We start from the raw sequence: 23,743 nt of genomic DNA on the forward strand, positions 1-23,743 counted from the left end.
CGTGGGGTTACCGCTATTCCGGCAGTCTTTATTGCCATCCCTAACCTTCGTCTTTCCGGCAGTCTTTTAGCCGGAATCCACTCTTATTGTTTTTACATCAATAATTTATCAATCGAGTATTAAAAGTTCTCTCAACTGATCGGCATTAGGCAAATTGCCCCGTCTTTAAAATCATAACAACGTTAGTCAAGCTCACTTGGGATAGTTAACATGTTAAGCGTATACGAGTCTGCTAATCTTCTTTCAGGCATCTAAACACACACACTCAAAATAGCGCAACCCCGTTATCAATTGCGCTTTTTATACATACGCTTAATATTATGGTCGCTGTGTGTATCTAATATTTCATCTAATTTATTGCCAATTTTGGAACAGACTTTAATTTGTTCTAGTTGCGGCCATGTTGAACGTTCCCCTTCAAAAATCAGCTCCTGAATTTCTGTAGACGTGAGCTGCCCAAGTAGTTTTTGCGGATCGATAAAATTAAAGTTGGGCGCAATATTTACGTCACCCTTATAATCTTGAGCCATGACTGAATAAAACATATTCATAGCTCTACCTGCCTCTGGAATTTTACGTAAGTAGCGACGACTAAATTTCTCGCCGCTTTTTAACATTTCGTGGGTCGACAAACGGAACACTTTTTTAACTCCGTCTGAGACAGGCATATATTGCTCGCCTTTCATAATTGCCAACGCCAAAGGATTTGCCTGACTAACAATGTAATGATTCACCCCGTAGAGCCTAGCGAGCCGTTTAGCCGGCAAATCATCAGTTACCGCCCCATCAACCCAACGTCTATCTGGTAAATGCGGCTGAGCTTCTCCGTATACATTTTTTGCCATCAACATCACAGGTGGATAGACTCCTGGCACGGCACAAGATGCCATAACCGCAGTCCTTATATACACATTGGGAGACGTGATAGCGTTCATTAACCGAGAAGTTTGGTGCTCTTCAAAAGGCGCGATAGTAATGCTTATCATGCGGCCAGTTTTTTCGTAGGCTTCTTGAAACGTCATATCAGGTAGAATAGCTTCTAACATGGTTTTCAATGCGGTCGAATCAGATTGTTTACGAATTAAGCTCTTAGGTCGATGATCAATCTCATCTTGCTGCGGGTCCAACATTTTGTTTGCGTATAATATTGTTGGCAATTCATCATCTGTATAGGTACCTAGAATAGCAGCAGATACCGCACCTGCGCTTGAACCAGAAATAACACTAGGCAATACTTTATGTTCAAATAAAGTTTTTATCACGCCTCTGTGAAAGTGTCCTAGGGAGCCGGCACCGCTTAACATCAAAGCAGAACGCCCGAAACAATGGCTGGCGCGTTCAAAGAAATCTAGCTTGTCTTCTTTCGTAATCTCATTGGTTTCTGGAATGTTAGAAATATGCTCTAGAGCGCTCACAATTTCGTCTACATATTCTTCAATAAGATGTTTGGTACCAAATTTTGCCTTTTCGTAGAGAACTGACTTGCCCATTCCACCTTGATTACCGTGGATGCCTTCATTGAGTGCAAACAATAATCCAATATCATCTTGCTGGCGTCGAAACTCTTTGAGGGCTTCAATTCTGGTGCGTATATTCACATAATCGTAGCTCTTCGACTCTTCTTTGCTTTTCCAGGCTTCAAATCCAGACTTAAGGTCGTGCTCTAGAGCAGCCGCTTTCCAGTCTTCATAACAGCTTGCATTGTGCATTTTTCGTTCTAAACGGGTAAGAGAAAAACCAGAGGTGATAGACATCATAAAGCCAAGTTTCCGCAACACTACAAATTTAGGGGTCATATTATAATCAAAAAAATAAGCGACACCATCAATATGACTGATATATCCCTACAAGCCGCAAAGAATATGTTTTAGTATATTTAACGCTTTTTGTTATCACAGAGTCGTAACAGCATTTGTTCATTAAACCCATCAACGTCAATTTCTACGAGCAATATGTCTTGCAGCTTTTAGGATTTATTCTGTACCGTCATAGAAAATCTTAACGTTTTGCTCAAGGGCTATCATTTGTGAGGGTTTAATTGCACTTGGTACAAAAGTTAACCCAAGGGAAATTGCAGCAGCTTGGTAGCACGAAGAACATGACTAAAATGCAAAAGAGAGAAAAATCGTGACTGATTCATTCAAAAAAACCTGCAATAAACGCAGGCAGTAGGTCACTATAAAAACGAATGAATTAGAATAGAGATTAGATTGATTTGCGTCGTATAAACATCAAACCAAATACACCTAACGCAAATAAGGTTAAACTGCCGGGAGCAGGAACAGGCGTTGCTCGCATCGCCACAATAATATCGTCGTAATCGGCGTCCGAATGACTCAAATGGTTGTCGTTAAAACCAACAATAATATCTCCAACAAAAAGTTCTAGGCTGGAATTACCTGATAAATAAGTAAGAGTGGTGTCTTGGGTTAAACGAAATAGTTTAAACCCCGGATCATTAATGCTGCCAAATGTGTCCAGCCCAATATTCCACGGACCGTTTGAATCTTCAAAAAACAAATTTTCGATATCAAAGTCAACGGTATCCCAAGCCCCCCAATTACTAGAATTAGCGGTAGAAAATGACAATGATGTATCTAACGCACCTAAGCCAGCGTTGGCTGTTTTATCGATGTCATTGGTGTTGCCCGACTCTCGCCCAATAGCGGTATACATCCACTGCCCATTGAAGTCCAAACTTGATACTGAGGTTTCAATGCCTGGAAACAGGTTACTATTTAAGAATCCGTTAATATTATCGCCATTCCAGTCACCCGGGCCAATTAAACCCGCCATAGACTGGGGCAAAAACAACAACTGTGTAAGGCATATCCATAACTTTACGTTAAATAGTTTCATATACTGCAACTCCTTGACCATTATTTTTGGGAAACCAGTGAAATTCTCACTTGTCATTGTGCAAATATTACCCAGCAACACACCTGTAAAATATGGCTAAACTGTCCAATTTTAGAAAAAGTGTTTTTTCCATGGTCAAAACACACAATCAAAATGTTTTTCATAAACAATAATCGCCACAATGCGGCACAAGGCCAAAACTAAACACCTGAACCTGAGATTCGGACTTGAACAAAATCGAAATAAAGGGCTCAATAAACCCATTTAATTACCAGTTTTTACATGTAGTGGGGAGTGATTGATGAGGGCATTTAGTGGTTTCTAGACTGAGTAGCAGTGAACAAGAGAAAGTTGAGTTGGAGCATCAAGCTGCAAAATTGTTTATGCGCTGGTATGAACATGAAACAGGTAAGGTAATCCGTCATCTATGGCATAATCGCCCTTCGAAGCCAGATGTATCTTGCCGATTCGAAGGGGAACGTTTAGATATAGAGGTCGCTCATCTATACGGAAGTGAATTAGAAGCCAAACAAATATTGAATCGAGAATTAAGCGACAAAACTCGTTTGGAATTACAAGAATTAGAAAGAAACACCGCTCCAAAATCCCGGCTATTAACTGCCCTAAACCGTATATTGCTAAACAAATCCTTAAAACACTACAAAACCAAACGAGTTTGGTTAGTGATCCGCAATGCCCACCCAGCATGGAGTAAAACACAGATCCAAGCTTTGCAACAGCATATTACTGTGCCCGATGCCCATCCCTTTGAACAAATTTGGATAGTCGGTGACTGGAACGGGAAAAGCGGCATAGTACAGCTTTTCCCCTAGACAAATTAGGCAGCGTTGTGGATCACCGCTATTAATTGTTCAATATCCGCTTCATCATTATATATATGTGGCGAAACACGGATCCCTAAACTGCGCACATCCACAGAAATTTTCGCCGCTTTTAAGGCTTCAATCACCCTATTTTGCCCATCACCAAACTGCAATATTGCTGTACCACTACATTGACTTGGTTCTTTAGGGGAGACAATTTGTGCCGCAAACGCATTATGCAGCATAGATAAAAGCCTTAAATTATGTTGTCTTATCAGACCTATCGGAAGCCGATTGATATAGTGAATACTGTGAGCGGCTAAGACAAACGGTGCCACTGATGGGGTACCTCCCCAAAAGCGCAACACACCGTGATGATAACGAAACTGATGTATATCAAATTCAAAGGGGTTTTCGTGGGAAAACCATCCTACATCTTTCGGCTCACAATCTGCAATTTGCTTGGGGTGTACCCACAGATACGCCGCACCTGGGCCTGAACACAGCCACTTTACCGAAGAACCTACCATAAAATCGGGCTCGGTCTCGGTAAGATCCAAAGCTAGTAAACCCGCCGATTGCGCGACATCGACTACAGATAAAACCCCTAGCTGTTTGGTGGCTGCAACGACAGAATTCACCGGCGCTTGTTGACCAGAATTTGAATACACCTGACTAATAAACACTAAATCCAATTCTTCACTCAAATGTCTATTCCACACCTCTAGACTGGTAATATCTAACTCGTTAGGAATAAACACAAATTGGCACTGTGGTAATGCCTGACGTAAAGCATATCCCATACTTGGAAAGTCGAGTTCGCTCATCAGTATCTTTGCTGATGGTTTAGTCAACCTAGGGTGTGACATCACCAATTTACATAATGCACTGGATAAATTGACCTGGGGGCAAAAACATTCAGGACTATGGTTGAAGAGTTGTCCTAACGCTGACTGAAACAACTCTATGCTTTTAAGCCAATGTTGCCAAGGCTCAGCGTTATCCTCTTGCCAAGGGTTAAAAAAATCTTCTGAAAAAGCTTGTTGTGCACTTTTCAGTGGTCGCCCAACCGAATGACTGAGTAAATAGCTACCTTGTTCAGGCAAACAGAAATCATCCTTATAGCCATGAGAAGCGATATTAAATGTCATTTAGGCTGGCCTTGAGGGTATTAAGATCTTCAAAACGCGTCAGAATATCGCTGCGCTCATTTGCCATCCGTTTGTCTTTTAGCTTTTCTAAGCCACTTAACAATGCGGCCAAAGGAGGTCCACTGGCGGTTACCGTGTTCAAATGTGTTTCTGAGAGATCATTCGAAGGCACAGTAATATATTTACTAACCAGTTGCTCATGATGCTGATTTGCAGTTTCGCCGTGTAAAGCACAGGCGTCTATAAATTGTTTTAAATTAGCCTGATACCAATCTTGGTCGGCAAACTTTTTAGCATTAAGAAAATCATTCATTAAACTTTCGCGGCGCATGCAATCTCTCAAAATGGCTTGGTCTTCTGGCATCATGTAAAGAAACTTATCAACCAAGAGCTGAGAATAATTAGGATCGTTAGCCATACACAAACCTAACTGCATATCGATAACATTAATGCCCGCAAAATCCCCTGCGTTTGCTCCCCTAAAAATCTGACTGCCTACTCGGTAGGGTTTGTAATAAGGTCGAACACAATAGAAAAAACGTGTCGCATCTAAACGTTCAAACAAGATAGCATTGGAATCAATCACATCTTGTAAAGCTTTTTGACAAGTCACCAATAAGTCATGGCAAATGGGGTGTGAAATCCCTAATGGTTGAATTTTTAGCAGCGCGTCAGCTGCACGTTTATAGGCCAAAATTCCCCGAGTATTATGATCAACAAATATTTTCTCATCTACAAGGCTTGTAAAGCGCTTATACACACCATTTTTGGCACTATTGTGAGTGGTTAAATGTGCAGTGGCAAAACGAGGAGTGACGCCTATTGACGCGCCAATATGCATGGCCAAGGCAGACGCTTCAACTAGAGGAGAATGAGTCTCACGACTCGGTTCAGTAATTTCATGGCGCCGACATGCCGCCATATAAAGGCCCACGTTTCCTAAAAGATCAAAGGCATTGTCGAATCCCTGATCGGTATTACCTTCTGCTAATAACTCTACAATCAACTCTCGGCCTTGTCTTTCAAGTGCCTGCTTGATCTCGTCGCCAATACCTGCAACATTTGATTTATCTTCTTGTTTAAAATACAGGCTTTCCAACTCATCATTGAGTTGTACAAATTCACTACGGATCCAGCTATCGAAGGCCAGTGTTTTTGGCGTGAGTAATTTCATATTTTCCTATTGGCTAAATTAGCTATCAGCACAAACCGAGAAGCTAGGGTGAGACCAAAATATGTTGCCAACCATTAGAACAATAAGCAAATTTACTACGGCGAAACAAAAGTCGATACTTTCTGGAATTGTAAATTTTGAATTACGCAACAACTCAAAGGGATTGGCTGTTATTGAATAATGTACAACATATTATTCTAGGCACTAAAGTGGTCTGACTAATCACTAAAATAACGCCAACTGTTTAGGTAATAATCAAGAACGACGGGCTTATCTATTTGATTCACTTCAACCGCGATTTCTTGCAGGTCTTTTGCAAACACAAACATAGATGACATCGACTCTTCGTTTAAAAACAGACTCGCTTCTAAGGAACGTCTAGGCGTTAAATCGATTGGTTGCAGTGCGCTTAACACAAAGCCCCAGTCCCCAAAAGACGGCACATTCGTGTGGTACGGATAGGTATAAGTAAAACCAGCCGCTTTTATTGTTTTTGCAATGCTCCAAAATGCGGGTTTAACAAAAAACGGGCTAGTTGCTTGCGTCACCATTAGGCCATCAGAGGTTAAGTTTTGTTTGGCTAATTGATAATACTGTTTACTGTATAAACGTGAAAGTGCAATGCTGTTCGGATCGGGTAAATCGTTAATAATAAGATCAAAACGATGCTGATTTTTCTCGAGAAACACAAAAGCGTCATCAATCACTACCTGCACTTTTTGATGCGAAAGACTTGCCAAATTAATCCCAACCAAGTGCCCGTTACTGGATGCTAATTCAGTCATTCGTGAGTCTAAATCCACCAACACAATTTGTTGAATTTCTGGATATTTTAGCAGCTCTCTCACCGCTAGACCGTCACCTGCTCCTAACACTAATACTCGATTGATCGATTTATCAGCGTAGGTCATGGGCACCATTACCAATGATTCATGGTATCGATATTCATCAACAGATGAAAACTGCAGAACGCCATTTAAGTAAAGACGCAAATCGTCTTTGCTTTTGGTTAAGGTTATCTTTTGATAGGGGGTTTGTTCACTATGCACAATGCGCCCGTTATAGAGCATTTGGTCCCATTGTTTCAGTGCTTGGCTAGAAAACAGCAACATAAATAACACGACAACACTCATCGCTACTGTTAACCACTGCAATCTTCTGCCGGTTTTTCCGAGGGAGCTTTTAAATGAAATCAACACCACAGCTGCAATCGACATATTGATCAGTCCAAATAGTAATGAAGATTGATAGATACCCATGACCGGCAATAAAAAAAACGGAAATGCCAATGTCGCTATCAAGGCCCCCAGATAATCAAAAGACAGTATGTTTGCTATATTGGATTTAAGTGATTGATAATCTTCCATTAATCTAGTTAAAAAAGGAATTTCAAGGCCAATTAAGAATCCAATACTTAGTGTAAGTACGACATATGTCGGGTAGAACAATGCGGTGGTTGTGTAAGTAAAGTACAACAATGGAATACTGACTCCACCAATCACCCCGAGCAGGATTTCGGCAATCACAAAGCGTTGCAGTAATTTGTCAGTGATATATTTAGAAACATAAGACCCACTGCCCATTGCGGCCATATATAACCCAATAGTAAGTGAAAAGAATTTTACACTGTCTCCCATGAAATAAGACACAGTTGTGGCGATGAGTAGTTCGTAAATAATCGAACACAAGCCAGCAATAAATGCGGCATAAATCAAAGTAATGGATTGTTTTTGTTTCGCGATTGGAGCCAATGTTGGTTGCTGATCTGCCATGTCAAATAGACTTATTTTGTGAGGTGGCTTTATCTAATGACATTCCACGTTCAAACTCTCGCACTTCAATAGTCTTAGGACGTAAATGTTGCTTTATTGGAACAATGGCTAAATCAGGATTACAACTGCCACACATGAAAATATCTATAGCGGCAAAGCCACTTTCAGGCCAAGTATGAATACTGATGTGTGATTCTGCCAGCAACAACATACCAGTAATGCCTTGATTTTCACCGAAACTGTGGAGCCTTTTTTGCAATACCTTAGCACCACACGCTTCTGCAGCACTCACCAATGCATCTTCAATCACAGTTTCGTCGCTAAGATTGCTGGCTTGGTATAAATCTAATAACAAGTGTTTCCCTGGAGCGTAGCTATTTTTCAAAACGACCTTTTTATAATTGCTGATTTTATCTAATGACTAATACTATTTAGGCTTACCCTATTTTGTTTATCGGCCATTGTCCATTTTCGTTTTTACACGTGCAATCAAAATTCTCATCATTATTGGTTTTCTGCGCAACTAACTTAAGATTAGGGTTAAGAGGTTTGGCAAATTAGGTTTACTTGCTAACTAAGTCTGATTTTCCAGAACGGTAACGGTTTTCAAACTTTGAATTGTGCTATCAACTCCTGAAGTCCACTTGCTAAGCGAGCAAGCTCTTCACTTGCTGAAGTCGTTTGTATTGCGCCATCGGCTACTTGTTCAGATGCTGCGTTAATATTAGTTATGTTGCTGTTCATTTCTTCAGCTACAACGCTTTGCTCTTCAGCGGCACTTGCTATTTGCATGTTCATGTCATTAATCGTTTGCACTGCAGTTGTAATTTTCAGTAATGACTGCGCCGCCTCAGAAGCCTGTACGGCACCAGTTTGAGCCTGAATTTGCCCCTGTTCCATTACATAAACAGCTTGTTTTGAACCTGTTTGAAGTTTTTCAATCATCTCTTGTATTTCTTTGGTAGAGACTTGAGTTCGGCTTGCAAGAGTACGTACTTCATCAGCAACTACAGCAAAACCACGCCCTTGCTCTCCTGCCCGAGCCGCTTCTATCGCGGCATTCAAAGCCAAAAGATTAGTTTGATCTGCAATGCTTTTGATCACGTCCAATACACTACCAATGTTGTCACTGTGAGATTCAAGTTCACGCACTGCGACTGTCGCTCCATCAATATCATTGGCTAACTTCTGGATAGTGTTTGCAGCAATTTGTACTAAACTTTTGCCTTCATTGGTTTCTTCATTGGCTTTATGGGCCGCGCTAGACGCCGCGTTTGCATTCATAGCGACTTCATGAACAGTCGCCGACATTTCATTCATTGCAGTGGCTACTTGATCGGTCTCAGCGACTTGATTCTTAATATTTCGGGAACTATCACTTGCTACAACAGAAACTTCTTCGGTTGCACTGGCGAGTTGAATCGAAGAATGACTAACTTGTTGAATTAATGTTTGAAATTTCTCTAGCATACTGTTGAATGCAGCGGCCATCATACCAATTTCATCATTTGACTGATGAGTACTACGTAAGGTTAGATTATTGTTCCGTTCAACATCGGTCAAAACCGTGCTTAACGCTATTATTGGGCGTGTGATACTGAGTGCAACTAAACCGCCTATTGCAAGTGCAATAACGGCGATAATTAAACCAATTGTCAAAGTAGTCGCCAGAATGCTGCTCGCTAATTCATCTTTAGCATGGAAAGCTTCTTGTTCATCAATTTCAGCTATTATTCCCCATGTTTTACCCAGTATATTGACCGGGGCAAACGCAGATAATACTGAGATATCACGATAATCTTGAATAATATGGTACCCACTATTTCCGTTAAGAGCTTGCGATACTGAAGAGTTATCTACTTTTTGCAATCCAATAGAGGTGTTCTTACTCTCAATCGCATTAATTACACTGGATTTCACACCGGCATTTTTTAACGCACTTAGGTATGCAGATTTGTCTTCAATAAGAAATCGACTCTGGCTTCTTAATGTTTTATCTTCACCCACTAAATACGTTTCTCCCGATAAGCCCATGCCTACGTCTTGCCATTTTCCATTACTCGTCATCACTGCGTTGATACGCCCAATAGGCATCTGAAAAATTAGCACCCCAATATTTTTATTATTTTTAAAAATAGGCGTAGCGATAAATGAGGCTGGGGATTCGTAAGATGGCAAATAAGAAGAAAAATCGGTCAATTCTACTCGGTCGATTTCATTGGATTGATAAACGGCTCTAAACGCTTCACCTATACCGGTATTGGCATAGGGTCCATCGAGTAATGAGGTGCTGTAGTCCATTTCTTTAAATACTGAATAAATGATATCCCCAGTTTCATTGTCAACTAGAAAAATATCGTAAAAACCGAATTCTTCAAGAAAACTTCTAATTGGCGGATGGTAACGACTGTGCACTTCACTGTAGTACGAACCATCATTGGCAACATCTAATTTGTGTTTGTTCCCCAATGGGTACTCATTGGCCTGGATATAATGATATTGCAGCGCTATTGAATCAGCATCGATTTGATTCAAAAGTTGTCTTGGATTGGCAGACACGCCATTGTTTAAACGCTTATATTCAACTTCAAATTGATTATTATAATACTCAGCCAATGAGTTTCGCATTTGGTCTAGGTTGTTTCTTTGCCCAATTTTATCAAAACCAACCTTAAATTGGCTCATCGCGTCAACAACCATAGTACTCTTAGAAAGTGACAATACTTGGCTTTTGATATTGTTAAAATAGCTCTCAATTTGGACTTTTTTAATATTACTCAAGGACGTTAATTGCCGACTTGCCGCTTCCTCGATAGCTTCAGAAGACTTACCGACAGCTAAATAACCAAGCACTATTGACGCACACAATAATGGCACAATAGCCAATGCCGAACATGCAAGTATAAGTTTCTTCTTTATGTCCATGATATTTTCCTCTCAAATAACCGTTAAACACTAGTGCCAGAGGCGAATACCACAAGTAACCTTAGACCACAGCGTGTTAGTTCACAAACAGCAAGATACTTTGGGCAACTTTAATTCACAAAACGTCCCTACCCATTCTTTTTACGAAATTTATAATTGCAACTGTCTATTAACTAGAGTTTAAATTGTGCCAGCGTTTTAGTCAGGCTAGTTGCCAGCTGCGACAACGAACCTGCAGCTTTAGTATTACTTTCGTTACCTTGTGAAACGTCTTCTCCAAGGTGCTTGAATGCTTGGACTTGATTGCGTACTTCAATAGAAATGTCTTTAGAGTTAGCAGCTAATCGTGCGGCATCATTACTCACTTTCACCAGAGACAGTATTCGATTGCGTCCTGTCTGAAGGGTTTCGACCAACTCATTCGCTAAGTCCACAGATTTTTTGGCCTTATCCTGATTGGAATCCATATTGGCAACAGCGGTTTCAATAGAGCCGACTATGTTGGCTAACAAGGTATTAATTTCATCGGTGGATTGCTGGGTACGAATAGCTAAGGTTCTGACTTCATCCGCTACCACCGCAAAACCTCTGCCTGATTCCCCCGCCCTAGCTGCTTCAATAGCGGCGTTTAAGGCTAATAAATTAGTTTGAGAGGCAATCTCTGCTATGGTTTTAACCACATTCGATACTTGATTTCCCGCTGACTGTAAGGTCAGTAATTTTTCAGCACTGACTTCTATGTCGTCTGATAGCTCACCTATGCTAGCTGCGGTTTCTTCTACCTTTTGTTGTCCTTCGGCCATACTATCGGCGCCTTGTTCTGCGTCACCAGCAGCCGACTCTGAAAACTCTAAGCTATGCTGCATGTCCTGCTCAAGCCTTGCCATTACTTGCACTAAACTTTCAATGTCGGTTTGTAGTTTTACAACTGTTTTTCCAGAGCGCTGGGTGCTACTTCCTAATTGTTTAACAGACTCGTCAATACTCGTAATTGCTTGGTTTACATCAGCCATTCCCGATTGAAACATTCTAAGCAAACCATTGATGCTGCCTGCCATACTGCTAACTTCTGTGGTTGTGTGTTTAGGTATCGTTTTGGTTAAGTCCCTATGGCTCGAAATTATGTCTAGCTGCTGGGCCAACGACACTATGGGTTCGGCAATTTGCTTTTTTGATATCCAAAAGGCGCCAACCGCCACTAAGATAAGTACCGATACCAAAACCATAACGATCACAAACCCTCTATCGAGTTGCATGTCAATTGCATCAACGCTATTGCCTGTTTCAGTAGCGATAACGTCTCTAAGCTTATCTAACTCTTGAGTTAACTGGACTGCTTGTTGATCTAGCGTGGCGAGATGATCACGTGCCAAATCCCAATCTACCCCTGATTGATTCATGACTATATACAAATTGTTTAAGGAGTCTTTAACCTTATCAATATTGTTGTCTAACTGACCTGTAGACAACGATTTCGCTAATAATGTATTGGCGTTATCTAGCTTTTGTTGCAACTGCTGTCTGTCAACTTGAAATTGTTTAGGAGACAAAGTGGTGCCGTACAGTGAATACCCTTTGAGTACTAGCTCTTTTGACGTTGAGTGCAAAACATTAATGTTATTCAGTGCTGGCAGAGTTTGTTGCATAAAACTTGCGACTTTACCTTGCACAAATTTGCTACTGCTAGTCAGAATTACTGCAGCGATTAGGGTTACCATCAAAATGGCAGCATAACCAAACATCATTCTGATCCGTATCGAGCTAAACAGAGTTGGCATAGTGTATGTGTCCTTTGAACAATTTATTTTATTAGGCCGATTGGATTCGGGTTATGATAGTAATGTCAGCTAAAGAGTGACGATAAACGTCCTGATTAAAGTCAATTGGCGCGCCATTTCAAGATGATCTCTCAACATGATTTCAATAGCATCTCACAATTAGGAAATGACCCACATACCACCTTGTATTGTTAACAATTCTAGTCAATGAAATAGATTTGACTAATTGCTTGGTCATTAAACACTGTCATTAACCACTATAGGTAAGCTTAACTAGGGTTTAAATTTCAGTCTAACTAAGATAATTATTGACAGAGTTAACATTAATCCAGTGACAATTTGCGCAGTATGACGGAAATTACGCTAGTTAATTTTTTATCGGCCAACCTACCCTGCAGCTTTATAACTAATTGATCATCACTCTAAAAAATACGCTTAGTCGTCAATTCTTTGATAAATTGACTCAATACTTTAAGGGGAGAATGACATGTTTGAGAATTTATTTTCTATGCAACAAAAGGTTTGCGTTATTACTGGTGGCTACAGAGGTTTAGGCGCTTTTATGGCACAAGGGTTTCTTGAAGCGGGAGCAAAACGCGTGTATATCACGGGCCGAAAAGCCGATGCTTGTATTGATGCGGCTGCACAACTCAGTGAATTTGGCGAGTGTATCGCGCTACCTGGCGATGCTTCAACAACCGAAGGTTTGAGTACGTTAGTGAGTGAAATCAATAAAAGAGAAAATCATATTGACGTATTAGTCAACAACGCAGGAACAGCTTGGGGTGCCCCTTTTGGTGAGTTTCCTGAAAAAGGTTGGGACAAAGTAATGGATATTAATACTAAGAGTCCGTTTTTCCTTACTCAAGCATTGACGCCTTTGTTGTCTAAAAACGCCAGCGCTAAAAATACCTCGACTGTGATTAACATAGGCTCAATTGCAGGTATTGTCGGCAATGCCTTAGATACCTTCAGTTACGCAGTGTCTAAATCAGCGATTCACCAAATAACAAGGATTTTAGCCACAGAATTAGCGTCATCTCATATTCGAGTGAATGCTATTGCACCAGGACGTTTCTACTCAAAAATGACTGAGTTTTTAAGTACCGACCAAGCTGCGTTTGAGGAAGAACTGCAAACCATTCCCATGAAACGTTGGGGTGAACCAACAGATATTGCTGGAGTGGCAATTATGTTAGCAAGTCAGGCTGGCGCCTTCATCACCGGGCAAGTGATCCCAGTTGACGGCGGCACCACACTAGTTAACTAATTAAGATCCGCATAAAATCTCATTTTTAGTTCTTGCAAATTAGCCATACTATTTTGCAAGGACTAAAAATGCATACGCTACGACTAAACCATCGTACCAACAGAAATGCCTGTTTTACCCTAACTTAGTAGAACTCTTCATCACACCAAACCGGGTATTTATCACCTTGGTATTTAAGAAATTGAATATAAACCAACATTTAACAGCAGCGGCAAAATTTTCTAGCTAAGAGAGTTTCTATCCTTAACAAATCTATCCTAGTTTAAAGTTGAAACATCAACTTCAAGGCCAGCTGCGAGACAGGTAAGGGGCTCTAAACTGGCTTTTTGACCGCTTTCAATACGTTGAATTGTCCTACATTTAAACCCGACATTTGGGCCAATTGTTCTTGTGAAAGATGCTGGCAATATGTAACTCTTTAAGAATAATTAAACGGACCTCTGTATTTAATAGTCAAAGGTATTCATCAGATTTTTGAATGTCGGCTACGAAATTAGCCCAACAAATACACGATACTTAAACCTCTAACACGCTAATTCCTGCGCCAAACACAATGTAGTTCAATGTTGGTCTTTAATTCTCGTAGATTAGAGGTTTGCCCTTCTTCAACAGCTTTATCAAGTTGATACTTAGCATCTTCACACTTTTCACCGAAAGCTTGTTTACTATCACTACGCTCTGTTGGGTCTGCTGCTGGCAAACTTGAAGAGCTACAGCCACTTAAACTCAATACAAAAACAAAGACTAACAGCAAATATCTCATATGTTCCTTAAAACAGTTAATTTAGACACTCGAACTAATAACGTACTACTTTTTAGAGTGGGTGTCGCTAAAACGTTCTACAAGGTTCTATAACATTTATTCTCTATAGCGCTTTTGAATCACTGTAATTTTTCCATTGCACATTCAACCGAGCCAAACTCAGAGACGTTAAATTTGTTGTTTGTACTTTGTAGAACAAAGGAAACTGCAAGGATGTGACTTTGTCTATATTGATTTTCGGGATGCTTCTGTAAGAAACCGTAAAGAAACTATGCTCAATTTTAGCAACGTCAAATGTCTTGCTATTGAATTGCGAATCAGTAACTTAAAAGATACAAAGTTAGAACAACAATGAATTGAAACGTGCGATTTATTCGAAAATAGATGGATAGGAAAGAACTTGCTAGACACCTCATTCAAAGAGTAGGACTTAAGCCGCAATGAGTTGTCTTCAAAATACTAGGAATATACTATTCTAAGTTATGTGACCTAGATATACAGAGTAGAGCCACCTTAAGTCAACCTAGTCGATGTGAATATAGGCTCTCAACAACATGAGCAACTTCTAGATAAACTCTTCTTACTAATTATGGTTGACTAATCAAAACTGCGAATATTGTGTGGGAGAGGCATCGAGTAAGTTAGCGATATTTTCTAATGCGAGAGTTAACCGAGCTTCAGACTCTATCGCCATCAAAGATAGACGTATATTGTTCACCGTAGGTGTACCGGCACCAAAGTAAGTGGAACTGCTTACCAGCATCCCTTGATTCTTAGCCGCCAAACAAAAACTATCTGCATTCCATTGTTTAGGTAAAGTGAGCCAAAGTTGGTAACTTGTAGCTTGCCCAGCCAAGCTAAAGTTTTGTAATATCCTCCTTGCTAAATGTTGCCTGTTTTGAGCGATCTGCTTTTGCTCCTCAGCCAAGGAAAAGGCTAGTCCTGAATCTACCAGTTGACTAGCAGTTTCAAATAATAATGGAGAAGGTAACCACACCATTGCCCGCAAAAACGCCGACAGTTTTTTTCCGTGTAGTTTTGGCGAACGCAGAAAACCACAGCGCATACCAGGACTAATAGCCTTGGATAAACTGCTAATATGAAAAGTATTGTCTGGAATTAAATTACTAATAGCCGGAAGTGGTGTCGGATTTAAGAAAGCGTAGATATCATCTTCAACCAACAGTACGTCATTTTTTAGTATGACATTCGCTATCGCTTCTCGCCGTTCTATCGACATAGTCGCACCAGTTGGGTTTTGGTGTGATGGCACGACAATAACCAATTCCGGCCGCTCTTTTATACATTGCTGTTCTAGTGCTTCTGCTCGCATTCCGTGTTCGTCCATATGAATACCGACGACCCTACGATCTAAAAAGTTTGCGATGGATAAAATGCCAGGATATGTTTGCGCTTCAACTGCTATCAAAGCTTCGGGTTTAGTATAAAGTTGAATCAGCGCAGACAGTGCATGTTGAGCGCCATTGACTAAATGTAACTGCTCAACATCTGGCTTATCCAAACCGTAATTGACCGCCCAACTTCTGCAAATGTCTCGATGTTTTAATAAACCTGAGCCCTCCGCATAAGCATAGAGACTAGGATCAATATTTTGGCTAAAACTATTTTGGAATTGGCTGTGTAAACTTTTTATATTATGAGTTAGACAAGGTTGCAAAATGGATAAATTAGATTCATTTTGCTCAATACCTGAACGTATCACTTGAGATAATTGTTTATTCTCATACACATAACTACCACGTCCAACAAAGGACTCAATTTTACCAGCACTGGCTAAGACCTGATACGCCTTGGATACAGTCACCGGCGTTGTACCTAGTTCGTTTGCCAATGCTCTGTGAGTAGGTAATTTACTTCCCGTGGCATAATGACCTAAGTCAATTCTAGAATCTATGATGTTAGCTATTTCTATATATTTTACAGTGCTCATAACGTAAAAAGCTTGGATAAAACACTATGATATCTATCTAGGGCCGTAAATTCAATCAAGATGAACTTCACTCTTTTAAAAAGAAAACCAGCCCATATTGACATATGTCATTATTACAATTAGAGTAATGATCATTAAGCCGATGCAGCTTCGCAAAAACAACATCTCTGCAATAACTGCGAGGCATAAGGGAAATATAGAGTTAAACGGTGACATAGGTCATTTCGTGAATGATTCAAACCGACGCTCACTCCGGGGCTCAACCAACACAGATTAAAGGAGAGGTTATGACTATTCAAACCGCGTTTATTGGCTTAGGGGCTATGGGATATCCAATGGCCGGGCACCTGCAAAAGGCAGGCTATTCAACAACTGTCTTTAACCGCTCGAAGGCGAAGGCTGAACTATGGAGCAAGGTATGCGCCGGTACCTTTGCTAACACCCCAAAAAAGGCTGCAGAGAACAAGGATGTTGTATTAGTTTGCGTGGGCAATGATCAAGATGTACGCGAAGTGATTTACGGTGAACATGGCGCACTTGTTGGAATGAAAAAGGGCGCAATATTAGTGGATCACACCACGACATCAGCAGAGCTTGCTTTAGAGCTAAAAACACGTTGTGAAGAGGTTGGTTGTGATTTTGTTGATGCTCCCGTCTCTGGCGGCCAAGCTGGAGCAGAAACAGGCAAGTTAACTGTTATGTGTGGGGGACGGCAAACTGCATTTGAACGGGTAAGCCCATTGCTTCAAAGTTATGCCAAACAAATACAACTAATGGGGCCTACAGGCCAAGGACAGCGAAGCAAAATGGTCAACCAGATATGTATTTCTGGTGTGTTATCAGGTTTAAGCGAAGCCTTGCTACTGGCTGAAAAAGTCGGTCTCGATATTCAACAAGTAGTGGATACCCTAAAACACGGCGCAGCCGGTTCTTGGCAGATGGAGAATAGATTGCAAACCATGTCCGAAAACAAATTCAACTTTGGTTTTGCCATTGACTGGATGCATAAGGACTTGAGTATATGCCTTGCTGAAGCTGAAAAGCACCGTATATCTATGCCTTTTACCTCAAAGGTTGATCAACATTATCAGGCGCTACAAAAAGCCGGAATGGGACGTTTAGATACATCAGCGTTGATTAAAGCGTTTAGATAAGTTTCAACGACAGAGCGGTCAACAACAAATAGGCACAACTAGTTATGGAGTTTTTCAGTTTGGAAATGACTTGGTGGGCACTTAGCGCACTGATTTTAGCCTGTTTTTTAGCTGGGTTTATCGACAGTATAGCTGGAGGCGGAGGGTTGATTTTATTGCCCTCTCTTATCCTCGCCGGTTTGCCTCCACAAGTTGCTTTGGGCCAAGGTAAGTTGATCAGCACCTTTGGCACTCTCGCTGCCATTCGCAATTTTGTAAAGAACAAGAAAATTATTTGGAAAGCCATAGCAACAGGTATTCCAGCGGGCTTAGTTGGAGCTTATGTGGGCGCAGAAATAATCCTATTGTTTGAACCTGAAACGGTTACAAAAATTATATTAGGCTTATTACCCGTAGGCATATTTTTATCTTTCATCCCCAAAAAAGACCACACAAACCGCCCAATACTTTTGAGTAAAGCTCAACTCTATTTTGGCGTTCCGACTGTGGTATTTACAATAGGTTTTTATGATGGTTTTTTTGGACCTGGTACAGGAAGCTTCTTGATATTGGCATTACACTTTATATTGCGTTTTGACTTAGTCTCTGCTTCCGCTAATGCCAAGTTATTTAACTTCTCATCGAATGCCGGTGCCCTTGTTGCCTTTGTTATTGCTGGCAAAGTGCTTTATGGTCTTGCTGTTCCATTAGTGATCGCCAATATACTGGGCAATCATATAGGTAGTCGCTCTGCGATCAAATACGGTCCAAAACTTGTGCAAAAAACCTTAACCCTTTCAATGGTTTTGTTAATGGTAAGTTTGGTATACCAGTTTTTGTAATTGTTGTGAGCTAAACTGTTAATATAAATTTGAAAATAAACCAATATATTTTATCCCCTAAACAGCGGCGTGATTGCGCCTAAATCGTCGTTTGGTTGTTTAAGTGCCACTTTGGTGAAAATACAGACAGCACTTCCATTGCGGGGAAACCCTGTAAATATATGCTAATAAATCAAAAAGATACCGTCTAAGTTAGAGACCCAAGTCAACATTAATATACTGATTAACAAAAATATCTCGTAAATTCCTTAAAAATATCAAACCTTCATTACGGGTGAATCACACCAAAACTTCAAAAATTAATATACAAAGGGTGCGACCAATAAAGTAAAGGTTCGTGGAGAAATTCACGGTATTGATTAGTCTGTTTCGGCGCTTTGTGTATCAGTTATTAACATAAATCTATTGAGTTCGGCATAAGTTAAAGGTTTACTAAAAAAGTAACCTTGTAGATTTTTTATGCCGAGTAAATTAAGTGCTTTTACCTGTTCTATTGTTTCAACACCTTCTGCAACTACATCATAATTTAACTCTTGTGCTATGTGCTGAGTGGCTTGAATGATCGCTTTTCCTCCTTGTTCTAATGCTTCAATAAAACACTTGTCTATTTTGACAATATCCGCAGACAAGTTTTGCAACAAGGCTAAGGATGAAAACCCCGTACCAAAATCGTCAATAGATACCTTAGCTCCTATTTCTTGTAGCTTCTTAACGACCTTGAGAACTTTATCAATGTTTTCGACAAACAGTGACTCTGTGATCTCAAGGTGCAATCGATGTGGAGATAACCCAGAGCGGGTAATGGCTTTATGCACAACCTTTATAAAATCATCACTCATAATTTGCGCAACTGACACATTAACGGAAATCGCGACTTGGTCACCAATATCCCACCGCGTAGCATCTTTACATGCTTGATTTAATACCCACTCGCCAATTTCATGGATAAAACCATATTGCTCTGCAATGGGTATAAAATCGTCTGGTGGTATAGATTCATCGCCCCAACGCCATCGCAATAATGCTTCACAAAATGTCACTTTGTTAGTTTGGCCGTCAATAACTGGCTGATACACTACGTAAATCTGATTATCAACAAGGGCTTTTTCCAATCCGCTTTTAAGCCTATTTTTATAGCGCAGGTTCTCTCGCATTTGTTCATTAAAAACTAACACATTGGAGTTTTTAACTAACTTTTGTTCGTACATCGCGGTATCTGCTAACAAAATTAAATCATCACCCGTATTGGCATGTTCTGGATAGATTGATATACCAACAGTTGCGCCCACTCCCACTGAATTGATACTCAAATCAATTGGGCGCTTTATTTCAGAGATCAATTCAGAGGCAAATGAACTAGCCTGAGTGACCGATACGTTGCTCATGGCGACGATAAACTCGTCTCCTCCCCATCGACATACTTGGTATTTATCTTTGGTTATTTCGCTGATACGTTGCGCGACTCGTGCCAAAACTATGTCGCCAGTTGCATGTCCATTTTGATCATTAATTGTTTTAAAACCATCTAAATCGATAAATAACACTGCCATCTTTTGTTTTTCTGCTTTCGCTACATCGATTAGTTTTTTTAGAATGGAAGAAAACGATTTTCTATTAGCCAAATTAGTAAGTGGATCTATATTGGAAATACGAACCACCTCCTTGGTTCGTAGACTGACGGTTTGTTCTAACATCTCATTGTGTTGATTTATTTTATGCAGCAGTTCATCTTGATGCTGAACCAATCTCTCATTGTGATGTTTTATTTTGATGGCCTGCAAAGTAAACCGAGAGGACTTCAAACCTGAAATAATCATTACCCCAGAAAACCCCAGGCCTAACATGCCTAAAATATAATGATGGGGTTGTTCTGAGCTCAGACCTACTAGTGATATAGGCAACAGAAGAATCACTGAATAACTGATTGATGTAATTTTATCTGCCGATAGTACTGTGCTGGCCCCGCCCGCCATAGATGAAAGAATAATGATAGTGGTAGAGAATTCAATTAATGCCATGTCATTAAAAAAATACACGCCGTAAAAACACCAAACAACAGCGGTTAATATGCTTCCCACTCTAAATCGATAGAGCTCTATCTGAAAACGTTTAAATTCACTGCAACCTTTGGTTTTCTTCCAATAAAACCAATCGATTAGCCTTAAGAAAAGCACACTTAACATAGCGAAAAACCAATTCAATTTATCGCTATATGAATGTTCCTCCATGAACCCAAACGCGAGGCCAGAACTTGCAATTAGACTGATTAACAACCCACCGAGCAACTCTTGATAAAGTAAGGCAATACGATCACTTTCTATTTCAAAATCTTCAGTACTGACATTCATTTTTGTTTACGAAAAGCCTTGTTGATAGGTGCATGTTACCCCTACATTGTAACGCTAGGGAACTAAAAGCTTATATTAGACAAAGGTATCACTTTATAGCGGTGACATTACTATGTGAATAGAGTTGGCTGTTTTTGTTGTTTTTTAGAATGGGGGTTTTCTTTGCGTTCTTCGGATACCAGCAGGACAACCGACGAATGTACTTGCTTCACTCGAAGCGTTAACTCAGTTTATTTGAGACAACTACATAGGCTTACAAGATCAGGCAAGGTTGTTACGTTTTACTTGACGTGGGGAGTCATACAACGCTCCAAAAGGCCGACGAAAAGAGCGCAGCGAGTTGAGGTCAGATTAATTGGATTGTTATGTGCTATCACGCTATAATGTACAAATAAACGTACATGAACACTTTGGAGCTCAGTATGGATGCAATAAGCTATACAGCAGCTAGAGCAAACTTAGCAAACACAATGGCGCATGTTTGTAATGACCACGCCCCCATTATTATTACCCGTAAAAGTGAAGCTCCTGTTGTTATGATGTCTTTAGAAGACTATAACGCAATGCAGGAAACTACGTATTTACTTAGATCTCCAGCAAATGCTAGAAACCTTTTAGAATCAATTGCCGAGCTTGAAGCTGGCAAAGGAACTGAGCGAGAGCTTAGTGAATGAAACTAACGTTCTCAACTAAAGCTTGGGACGAATACATTTATTGGCAAGCAACAGACAAAAAAGTATTAAAGCGTATAAACTTGCTAATTAAAGATAGCCAAAGAACGCCTAATGAAGGGATTGGAAAACCTGAGCCTTTAAAACATGGTTTGTCTGGTTATTGGTCTCGTCGTATAAATGATGAACATCGAATCGTTTATAAACAACAAGATGGCTCTATTTTAATAGCACAACTCCGATATCATTACGGCACGTAACGCTTAACATATGGAGATTTTAGGACAACTAACTAAATGACAACTAACTAAGTGGTGCAATTCCAATTAGAATCTGAGACCCACTAAATATACCTGATACAGTTAAACCCCAAGCAAAAATTGCTCCACATGCTTGCCAAAGTACAATCAATTTATTTGGTGCTTCAATTTGCGTACTAATGCGGCTTTACCTCTAAGAAACGACAACTAACTAACACTCATTGTTATCAATTCGTTTCTTAATGCGCTTGTTATGTTTTTATGCGATATTGCAAATAGTTACCCAGAAGCAATGGCCAAATTATTATTGCTACGGGTTGAGCATAAAGCTTGTACTTAGACCATAGTTCAATGCTTGTGGTAGCGTGAACTACCAAAGATAACATTGCCAACCCAATAAAAAATAAGATTGTACTGAAATTTATATTACGCCAAATAGAGCTGTTGAAAGCCAGCCTTTTTCCCCACAGAAGATAAATTAACCCTTTACGTTGAAATACGGTTATTGCACAGAATAACAAAGCAGTTAAACACCAGAAAAGTGAAGGTAAATAGCTGGAATTAGTAGCCAAATTTAGAATGCCGAATTGTTGATGGCAGTAGGATAGAAAAATAATAACCAACACTATTGCAGACACAGAGCGCCAGTAAATTGCCCACATTAAAATAACTCCATTTTTATGCGCAAACCTCGATAGAAAACATAACGCTTCAAAGCAACGGCGCGCGTATTTTGCGCATCCGATGACTTTGTTTGTTAAACCGCATTACGCCATTTGAATATTATATGGTGAAACATTTAAAGAGCTTTTCTCTTTCCTCGTTTGCCATAGGTCATATGCATTTTGCAAGCGAAGCCAATGATCTGCTGATGGTTTCCCAAAAGCTAACTCAAGGCGTACGGCCATTTCTGGTGTTACTGAACCTTTTGCATTTAACACTTTTGATAAAGTTTTACGGCTGACATCTAGGTGTTTTGCAACATCGGTGATCGTTAATTCTAAAGAGTCGATCACTAGCTCTTTTAATACTTCTCCCGGGTGTGCCGGATTAAACATAGGCATTAGTGGTAATCCTCATAATTTACTATTTCAACATCTCGTCCAGTAAACCTATATGTTAAACGCCAATTTCCACTGACTCGAACAGACCAAATGTTTTTTCTTTCGCCTTTAAGTTGGTGCATAAATAACCCAGGAAGATCCATATCGTCTGGTTCTTGAGCTTGATCTAAGTTAGTCAGAATAAGGCGTAATTTCTTTTCATGTTTTTTTTGAATCCCCGACGTACTACCTGAGGCATAAAACTTTCGAAGACCTTTATGTATGAAACTTTTAATCATAGGGTGATTGTAACCTTAAAGGTGTCATTTTGGTAGCGAGATTTTGATATGCGGTTTAACGCAGAGTGAACCTGCAATTTTTTGTGTTGCTGTTTTTCAAGCAACGCAAAAAATTGTCAGCGTTGCACGTATTGTTAGGCAATTCTGCATCACCTCTAATATCGAAATCAGTTAACAAAATTATCACTAACGCCAGTATTTTTAATCTCTGCGAGGAAACGAACTCCATTCCCTGTTATCTCATATCCCAATGGGTCCTCACTCGCAACGATCAACATATTTTCAATCAGATAGCCCAGCCATTCTTTGAATGCGGGCGGTGGAGTAGCATTTGGCAATTGAGATACGAAAATAGCATAGTGTTCAGTCTTAAGTACCTCTAAGGCGAGACATCCGCCAGAAGCGAGGGCTTGAAGAAGTCGATATTGTGACCCATAAATTGTCACATATATATACCTGAGAAAATATCTGGTTCCAATTTCCTGGTCTATCTTCAACTTTTGTATCTGTTCATTTGTGAGAGAACTAACTAAGACACTCATTGTTATAAATTACGCAAAAACAGTGAATTCAACAAGCATAAAATATGAGCGTTACTTTCACTTGTGGCTCTAAAATCTAGAATTAGCGCTGATTTGTGCATTTATAGAACTAACTAACTAAAACTAACTAAGACACTC

General features: G+C 40.0%; 20 protein-coding genes. 6 read left to right on the top strand and 14 right to left on the bottom strand.

Translation table 11 applies throughout. From position 1 onward, the window contains the following. Window positions 1-287 precede the first annotated feature (287 nt). Window positions 288-1,796, bottom strand: coding sequence for a DUF3336 domain-containing protein (locus KO534_RS01370; RefSeq protein ID WP_252731895.1), 1,509 nt, complete (start codon window positions 1,794-1,796; stop codon window positions 288-290). Window positions 1,797-2,205: 409 nt separating this feature from the next. Then, window positions 2,206-2,859: a PEP-CTERM sorting domain-containing protein gene (locus KO534_RS01375; RefSeq protein ID WP_252731897.1), complete on the bottom strand. Its 654-nt coding sequence runs from the start codon at window positions 2,857-2,859 to the stop codon at window positions 2,206-2,208. A gap of 314 nt (window positions 2,860-3,173) precedes the next feature. Here KO534_RS01375 and KO534_RS01380 point away from each other — a divergent pair, with 314 nt between their 5' ends. Further along, the gene (locus KO534_RS01380) at window positions 3,174-3,692 is read left to right on the top strand and encodes a hypothetical protein (RefSeq protein ID WP_215926413.1); all 519 of its coding nucleotides are present in this window, start codon (window positions 3,174-3,176) and stop codon (window positions 3,690-3,692) included. A gap of 5 nt (window positions 3,693-3,697) precedes the next feature. Here the strand turns inward: KO534_RS01380 and KO534_RS01385 are convergent, their stop codons facing one another. The 6 genes from KO534_RS01385 to KO534_RS01410 form a co-directional block, all read right to left on the bottom strand. Continuing rightward, window positions 3,698-4,834 carry an aminotransferase class V-fold PLP-dependent enzyme gene (locus KO534_RS01385; RefSeq protein WP_215926415.1) on the bottom strand — a complete coding sequence of 379 codons (1,137 nt, stop codon included), beginning with the start codon at window positions 4,832-4,834 and terminating at the stop codon, window positions 3,698-3,700. Then, on the bottom strand, window positions 4,824-6,008 hold the full coding sequence (locus KO534_RS01390) for a PrnB family protein (RefSeq protein WP_215926417.1): 1,185 nt from the start codon (window positions 6,006-6,008) through the stop codon (window positions 4,824-4,826). Before KO534_RS01390 ends, KO534_RS01385 begins: the two co-directional genes overlap by 11 nt. 218 nt (window positions 6,009-6,226) lie before the next feature. Further along, the gene (locus KO534_RS01395) at window positions 6,227-7,780 is read right to left on the bottom strand and encodes a polyamine aminopropyltransferase (RefSeq protein WP_215926419.1); all 1,554 of its coding nucleotides are present in this window, start codon (window positions 7,778-7,780) and stop codon (window positions 6,227-6,229) included. Window position 7,781: 1 nt separating this feature from the next. Beyond that, entirely contained in the window at window positions 7,782-8,135 is a 354-nt protein-coding gene (gene speD, locus KO534_RS01400) for an adenosylmethionine decarboxylase (protein WP_252731899.1), read from the bottom strand. A 251-nt stretch (window positions 8,136-8,386) separates the two neighbouring features. Continuing rightward, complete coding sequence (locus tag KO534_RS01405; RefSeq protein ID WP_215926423.1) at window positions 8,387-10,705, bottom strand: methyl-accepting chemotaxis protein; 2,319 nt, start codon at window positions 10,703-10,705, stop codon at window positions 8,387-8,389. A 173-nt stretch (window positions 10,706-10,878) separates the two neighbouring features. After that, window positions 10,879-12,483, bottom strand: coding sequence for a methyl-accepting chemotaxis protein (locus KO534_RS01410; RefSeq protein ID WP_215926425.1), 1,605 nt, complete (start codon window positions 12,481-12,483; stop codon window positions 10,879-10,881). A 487-nt stretch (window positions 12,484-12,970) separates the two neighbouring features. On the opposite strand from KO534_RS01410, the gene KO534_RS01415 reads away from it, so the two are divergent. Beyond that, window positions 12,971-13,753, top strand: a complete 783-nt coding sequence (locus KO534_RS01415; RefSeq protein WP_215926427.1) for a RhlG family 3-oxoacyl-ACP reductase — start codon at window positions 12,971-12,973, stop codon at window positions 13,751-13,753. 532 nt (window positions 13,754-14,285) lie between these two features. Here the strand turns inward: KO534_RS01415 and KO534_RS01420 are convergent. Continuing rightward, the gene (locus KO534_RS01420) at window positions 14,286-14,516 is read right to left on the bottom strand and encodes a hypothetical protein (protein ID WP_215926429.1); all 231 of its coding nucleotides are present in this window, start codon (window positions 14,514-14,516) and stop codon (window positions 14,286-14,288) included. Between the two features lie 601 nt (window positions 14,517-15,117). Next, the gene (locus KO534_RS01425; RefSeq protein ID WP_215926431.1) at window positions 15,118-16,467 is read right to left on the bottom strand and encodes a PLP-dependent aminotransferase family protein; all 1,350 of its coding nucleotides are present in this window, start codon (window positions 16,465-16,467) and stop codon (window positions 15,118-15,120) included. A gap of 287 nt (window positions 16,468-16,754) precedes the next feature. Between KO534_RS01425 and KO534_RS01430 the strand changes: the two genes are divergently transcribed. Together KO534_RS01430 and KO534_RS01435 are read left to right on the top strand one after the other, a co-directional pair. Further along, complete coding sequence (locus KO534_RS01430) at window positions 16,755-17,621, top strand: NAD(P)-dependent oxidoreductase (protein ID WP_215926433.1); 867 nt, start codon at window positions 16,755-16,757, stop codon at window positions 17,619-17,621. A gap of 44 nt (window positions 17,622-17,665) precedes the next feature. Beyond that, window positions 17,666-18,442, top strand: a complete 777-nt coding sequence (locus KO534_RS01435; RefSeq protein ID WP_215926435.1) for a TSUP family transporter — start codon at window positions 17,666-17,668, stop codon at window positions 18,440-18,442. Between the two features lie 359 nt (window positions 18,443-18,801). On the opposite strand, the gene KO534_RS01440 is transcribed toward KO534_RS01435, so the two are convergent. Beyond that, a complete protein-coding gene (locus KO534_RS01440) occupies window positions 18,802-20,790 on the bottom strand; it encodes a putative bifunctional diguanylate cyclase/phosphodiesterase (protein ID WP_215926437.1) in 1,989 nt (662 codons plus the stop codon). A 422-nt stretch (window positions 20,791-21,212) separates the two neighbouring features. Between KO534_RS01440 and KO534_RS01445 the strand changes: the two genes are divergently transcribed. Further along, window positions 21,213-21,464, top strand: coding sequence for a type II toxin-antitoxin system Phd/YefM family antitoxin (locus KO534_RS01445; RefSeq protein WP_158966103.1), 252 nt, complete (start codon window positions 21,213-21,215; stop codon window positions 21,462-21,464). Beyond that, the gene (locus tag KO534_RS01450) at window positions 21,461-21,721 is read left to right on the top strand and encodes a Txe/YoeB family addiction module toxin (RefSeq protein ID WP_215926438.1); all 261 of its coding nucleotides are present in this window, start codon (window positions 21,461-21,463) and stop codon (window positions 21,719-21,721) included. Before KO534_RS01445 ends, KO534_RS01450 begins: the two co-directional genes overlap by 4 nt. A gap of 251 nt (window positions 21,722-21,972) precedes the next feature. Here the strand turns inward: KO534_RS01450 and KO534_RS23670 are convergent, their stop codons facing one another. The 3 genes from KO534_RS23670 to KO534_RS01465 form a co-directional block, all read right to left on the bottom strand. After that, window positions 21,973-22,383: a septation protein IspZ gene (locus KO534_RS23670; protein ID WP_215926439.1), complete on the bottom strand. Its 411-nt coding sequence runs from the start codon at window positions 22,381-22,383 to the stop codon at window positions 21,973-21,975. Between the two features lie 105 nt (window positions 22,384-22,488). Then, the gene (locus KO534_RS01460; RefSeq protein WP_215926440.1) at window positions 22,489-22,785 is read right to left on the bottom strand and encodes a HigA family addiction module antitoxin; all 297 of its coding nucleotides are present in this window, start codon (window positions 22,783-22,785) and stop codon (window positions 22,489-22,491) included. Beyond that, window positions 22,785-23,063 carry a type II toxin-antitoxin system RelE/ParE family toxin gene (locus KO534_RS01465; protein ID WP_215926441.1) on the bottom strand — a complete coding sequence of 93 codons (279 nt, stop codon included), beginning with the start codon at window positions 23,061-23,063 and terminating at the stop codon, window positions 22,785-22,787. The genes KO534_RS01460 and KO534_RS01465 overlap by 1 nt, the downstream gene beginning before the upstream one ends. Window positions 23,064-23,743 lie beyond the last annotated feature (680 nt).

It is taken from the genome of Paraglaciecola arctica, from assembly GCF_018861065.1.
Lineage (GTDB): Bacteria > Pseudomonadota > Gammaproteobacteria > Enterobacterales > Alteromonadaceae > Paraglaciecola > Paraglaciecola arctica_B.

Bases quoted from the DNA above. Each gene is read 5' to 3' on its own strand.
- KO534_RS01370 (WP_252731895.1), bottom strand. From the start codon at position 1,796: ATGACCCCTAAATTTGTAGTGTTGCGGAAACTTGGCTTTATGATGTCT.
- KO534_RS01375 (WP_252731897.1), bottom strand. From the start codon at position 2,859: ATGAAACTATTTAACGTAAAGTTATGGATATGCCTTACACAGTTGTTG.
- KO534_RS01385 (WP_215926415.1), bottom strand. From the start codon at position 4,834: ATGACATTTAATATCGCTTCTCATGGCTATAAGGATGATTTCTGTTTG.
- KO534_RS01390 (WP_215926417.1), bottom strand. From the start codon at position 6,008: ATGAAATTACTCACGCCAAAAACACTGGCCTTCGATAGCTGGATCCGT.
- KO534_RS01395 (WP_215926419.1), bottom strand. From the start codon at position 7,780: ATGGCAGATCAGCAACCAACATTGGCTCCAATCGCGAAACAAAAACAA.
- KO534_RS01405 (WP_215926423.1), bottom strand. From the start codon at position 10,705: ATGGACATAAAGAAGAAACTTATACTTGCATGTTCGGCATTGGCTATT.
- KO534_RS01410 (WP_215926425.1), bottom strand. From the start codon at position 12,483: ATGCCAACTCTGTTTAGCTCGATACGGATCAGAATGATGTTTGGTTAT.
- KO534_RS01415 (WP_215926427.1), top strand. From the start codon at position 12,971: ATGTTTGAGAATTTATTTTCTATGCAACAAAAGGTTTGCGTTATTACT.
- KO534_RS01420 (WP_215926429.1), bottom strand. From the start codon at position 14,516: ATGAGATATTTGCTGTTAGTCTTTGTTTTTGTATTGAGTTTAAGTGGC.
- KO534_RS01425 (WP_215926431.1), bottom strand. From the start codon at position 16,467: ATGAGCACTGTAAAATATATAGAAATAGCTAACATCATAGATTCTAGA.
- KO534_RS01430 (WP_215926433.1), top strand. From the start codon at position 16,755: ATGACTATTCAAACCGCGTTTATTGGCTTAGGGGCTATGGGATATCCA.
- KO534_RS01435 (WP_215926435.1), top strand. From the start codon at position 17,666: ATGGAGTTTTTCAGTTTGGAAATGACTTGGTGGGCACTTAGCGCACTG.
- KO534_RS01440 (WP_215926437.1), bottom strand. From the start codon at position 20,790: ATGAATGTCAGTACTGAAGATTTTGAAATAGAAAGTGATCGTATTGCC.
- KO534_RS01445 (WP_158966103.1), top strand. From the start codon at position 21,213: ATGGATGCAATAAGCTATACAGCAGCTAGAGCAAACTTAGCAAACACA.
- KO534_RS01450 (WP_215926438.1), top strand. From the start codon at position 21,461: ATGAAACTAACGTTCTCAACTAAAGCTTGGGACGAATACATTTATTGG.
- KO534_RS23670 (WP_215926439.1), bottom strand. From the start codon at position 22,383: ATGTGGGCAATTTACTGGCGCTCTGTGTCTGCAATAGTGTTGGTTATT.
- KO534_RS01460 (WP_215926440.1), bottom strand. From the start codon at position 22,785: ATGCCTATGTTTAATCCGGCACACCCGGGAGAAGTATTAAAAGAGCTA.
- KO534_RS01465 (WP_215926441.1), bottom strand. From the start codon at position 23,063: ATGATTAAAAGTTTCATACATAAAGGTCTTCGAAAGTTTTATGCCTCA.